The sequence below is a fragment of the Coriobacteriia bacterium genome (assembly GCA_013334745.1).
Classification (GTDB): Bacteria; Actinomycetota; Coriobacteriia; order Anaerosomatales; family JAAXUF01; genus JAAXWY01.
Map to the genome: position 1 here is coordinate 1 of JAAXWY010000083.1, position 3520 is coordinate 3520.

A 3520-nucleotide genomic window follows, 5' to 3' on the forward strand; every position below is an offset into this window, starting at 1 on the left:
GCACTCCAGCTCGCCGACACGCTGCAGGCCCTGAACCGCAACTTCGAGCTCATGCTCTATCCCGGCGGCCGGCATGGATGGGGCGGCCCGAAAGCCGTCCACCTCCGGACAGAGACATACCGGTTCTACTACCGCTACCTCCTGCAGAAGCCCTTCCCCGAAGAGTTGTTCAAGATGCTTCCGGGTGCATATTTCCGTGATGCTTTTGGCTGCATGGTGCGGGGCCGGGTCATTCAGGAGATTTTTCAGGGCGGGTGCTGCCTCCTTCGCCCCCGGTTGCACCGCCGGAGCCCCCGGCCGCGCCACCCGCGCCGCCGGTCGCTCCGCCGGAGCCCCCGGCCGCACCTGAAGCCCCGGGGCCGGTTACGTGAGCGGACGGCTCGTCGTCTGCGCGACACCCATCGGCAACCTCGGCGACGTAACGCTGCGGGTCCTCGACGCGCTGCGTGAAGCCGATACCGTTGCCGCCGAGGACACGCGCGTCACGCGTAAGCTGCTGGCGCGCTACGAGATCGAGACGCGACTCGAGCGCTGCGACGAGCACACCGTCGAGCGGCAGACGCCCGCGCTCGTCGAGCGGATGCTCGGCGGCGAGGTCATCGCGCTCGTCTCGGATGCGGGTACTCCTGGCGTGAGCGATCCGGGCGCTCGGCTCGTCGACGCCTGCATCGATGGCGGTGTCGTGGTCGAGGTGCTGCCCGGCGCGAGCGCGATCCTGGCAGCGCTCGTCGCGAGTGGCCTGCCCACACACGCGTTCTACTTTGGCGGCTTCCTGCCGCGGAAGGCCGGCGAGCGTTCGCGCGCTCTCGAAGCGCTCGCCACGCTCGACGCGACGCTCATCTTCTACGAGTCGCCGCATCGCTCGGCGGCCACGCTCGCCGCGCTTGCCGAGGCGTTCCCGGGTCGTCGTGCTGCGCTTGCGCGCGAACTCACCAAGCTGCACGAGGAGGTCGTGCGAGGCGTCGTCGAGGATGTCGCCGCAGACATCGCCGCGCGCGAGAACCTCAAGGGCGAAGTCGTGCTGCTGGTGGGGCCCGCGCCTGCGCGCTTGCGCGAGGCGGCGGATCCAAAGACGGTCATCTCGGCTGTTGAACGGCTCATCGCCGAAGGCGCGTCGCGCAGCGAGGCAGTCAAGCGCGCCGCGAAGGAGCTGGGAGTGCCGCGCAGCGAGGTCTACGAGATCGCCCACCGCACCAAAGGCTAGCGGGCCTTGATCGCCGCCACGCAGTCGCTGCACACGGGGCGTCCCTTGACCGTGACGACGTCGGCATCGGTCGCGCCGCATACCGCGCACGCGTCCTTGTGCTTGGTCAGGATGATGTTGTCGCCTTCGACGAAGATGGCGAGCGGATCCTTGACCTTGATGCCGAGAGTCCGGCGCAGCTCCATGGGGATGACGATGCGGCCGAGGTCGTCGACGCGCCGAACGATTCCTGTGTCGTGCACGCCAGATGCCTCCTCGTCGACTGATGCTCCGTCGCGTCAGCCCGCAACGGTTAGAATGCTTGCCAGAGCCATGCCGGGCAGCGTACGGAATCGTAGCGCCTGGCTCCATCCCACGGTCACGGAGTTCCGAAACCCATGAGCAACCAGCAGTCATTCTACCTGACGACTCCCATCTACTACGTGAACTCGGTCCCGCACCTCGGAACCGCCTACACGACGATCGCCGCCGATACCCTCGCGCGTTACCGCCGCATGTGCGGGGATGACGTGTGGTTCCTCACCGGTCTCGACGAGCATGGGCAGAAGGTCGAGCAGGCCGCAGTCGAGAACGGCGTGACGCCGATCGAGTGGGCCGACCGTATGGCTGCGAAGTTCCACGAGGCGTGGGAGATGCTCAATATCTCCAACGACGACTTCATCCGCACGACCGAGCCCCGCCACGAGAACGGTGTCCAGGCGCTGCTCAACACCTTGCACGAGCGCGGCGACATCTATGCCGGCACCTACGAGGGCTGGTACTGCGTGCCGTGCGAGACCTACTTCACCGAGGACCAGCTGCACGAGGACCACACGTGCCCCCAGTGCAGCCGCAAGGTCGAGTTCGTGCGCGAGGACAACTACTTCTTCAAGCTCTCGAGCTACGCCGACAGGCTCCTCGCGCTGTACGAGGAGAACCCGCACTTCATCCAGCCCGAGACGCGCCGCAACGAGGTGCTCTCGTTCGTGAAGGGCGGCCTGCGCGACCTGTCGATCTCGCGCGCGAACGTGAAGTGGGGCATCCCGCTGCCGTGGGACGAAAGCCACACCATCTACGTCTGGTTCGACGCGCTCATCAACTACATCACGGCCATCGGCTACGGTTCGGACGACCCGGCTAAGCAGGCCGAGTTCGCCAAGCGCTGGCCGGCGCAGTTCCACTTCGTGGGCAAGGACATCATCCGGTTCCACTGCGTGATCTGGCCTGCCATGCTCATCGCCGCCGGTCTGCCCGTTCCCGAGAAGGTCTTCGCTCACGGCTTCCTACTCACCAAGGGCGAGAAGATGAGCAAGTCCAAGGGCAACGCGATGGCGCCGGCCGATCTCGTCGCGAAGTTCGGAGTCGACGCGTACCGCTTCTACTTCCTGCGCGAGGTGCAGTTCGGTCTCGACGGTTCGATCTCACTTGAGGCGATGATCCAGCGCTACAACGGCGACCTCGCCAACGACTGGGGCAACCTGTGCTCCCGGCTGTTCAACATGGTCGGCAAGTACTGCGACGGCGTTGTGCCGGCGACTTCCGGCGAGGCGACAGCCGATGACGCCGAGCTTGCAGCGATCGCCGCCGGTCTGCCCGCCGAGTTCGAAGCGCGGATGGCCGTGCTCGACTACGCCGGCGCGATCGAAGCAACGTGGGAGATCATCAAGCGCACGAACCGCTACATCGAGGACTCAGCGCCGTGGAATCTCGCGAAGTCCGAGGAGACGCTGCCGCGCCTGCACACGGTGCTCTACAACGCGCTCGAAGCCGTCCGCATCGCCGCGCTGTTCACGGCACCTGTGATGCCGGCGACCTCGGCCGAGGTTTGGTCGCGCATGGGTCTGTCGGACCCGATTGCCGTCACTGACATCACCGCCGAAGCCGCTTGGGGCCGTCTGCCCGTGGGCAACACGGTCGTGAAGGGCGACGCGCTCTTCCAGCGCATCGTCGAAGACGCCGAGTAGGCGCCGGTGTCCTTCTCCAACCCGCCATACGATGCGGCTGCACCGCTGTTCACCGACTCGAAAGGTCGCCCCATCGAGGCGCCGGACTTCGGCGGAAACCCCATCGCCGATACGCACGCGCACCTCGACATGCTCGGCGACCCCGTCTCCGCGCTTGCGAACGCCGCGCGCGCCGGGATCGGCCTCATCGCCACCGTCGCTGACGTGACCGAAGACGCGGCGCGCACCTACACAGAACTCGAAACCTGGCTCGAAGGGGCAGCGGAGCTTCTCGCGGAGGCGACCGGGGAGGGAGGCGAGCCCTCTGGGCGGACCTCTTCGCAGGCGGGGGAGCCGCGCAGCGGCGAGGGCCCCCGCCGAGGGACGTCCGCCG

General features: G+C 67.0%; 4 protein-coding genes. 3 read left to right on the top strand and 1 reads right to left on the bottom strand.

Features of this window, described 5'->3' with window-relative positions; translation table 11 throughout:
* Positions 1-367: 367 nt before the first annotated feature.
* Positions 368-1204 carry a 16S rRNA (cytidine(1402)-2'-O)-methyltransferase gene (rsmI, locus tag HGB10_11935; GenBank protein NTU72513.1) on the top strand — a complete coding sequence of 279 codons (837 nt, stop codon included), beginning with the start codon at positions 368-370 and terminating at the stop codon, positions 1202-1204.
* Here rsmI and HGB10_11940 read toward each other — a convergent pair.
* Entirely contained in the window at positions 1201-1446 is a 246-nt protein-coding gene (locus HGB10_11940; GenBank protein ID NTU72514.1) for an AbrB/MazE/SpoVT family DNA-binding domain-containing protein, read from the bottom strand. The genes rsmI and HGB10_11940 overlap by 4 nt on opposite strands.
* Before the next feature lie 135 nt (positions 1447-1581).
* On the opposite strand from HGB10_11940, the gene metG reads away from it, so the two are divergent.
* Positions 1582-3147, top strand: a complete 1566-nt coding sequence (gene metG / locus HGB10_11945; protein ID NTU72515.1) for a methionine--tRNA ligase — start codon at positions 1582-1584, stop codon at positions 3145-3147.
* A 6-nt stretch (positions 3148-3153) separates the two neighbouring features.
* The coding region (locus tag HGB10_11950; protein NTU72516.1) for a hypothetical protein at positions 3154-3520 on the top strand (367 nt) is incomplete at its 3' end.

Coding starts and splice junctions, on each gene's coding strand:
- metG (NTU72515.1), top strand. CDS start 1,582: ATGAGCAACCAGCAGTCATTCTACCTGACGACTCCCATCTACTACGTG.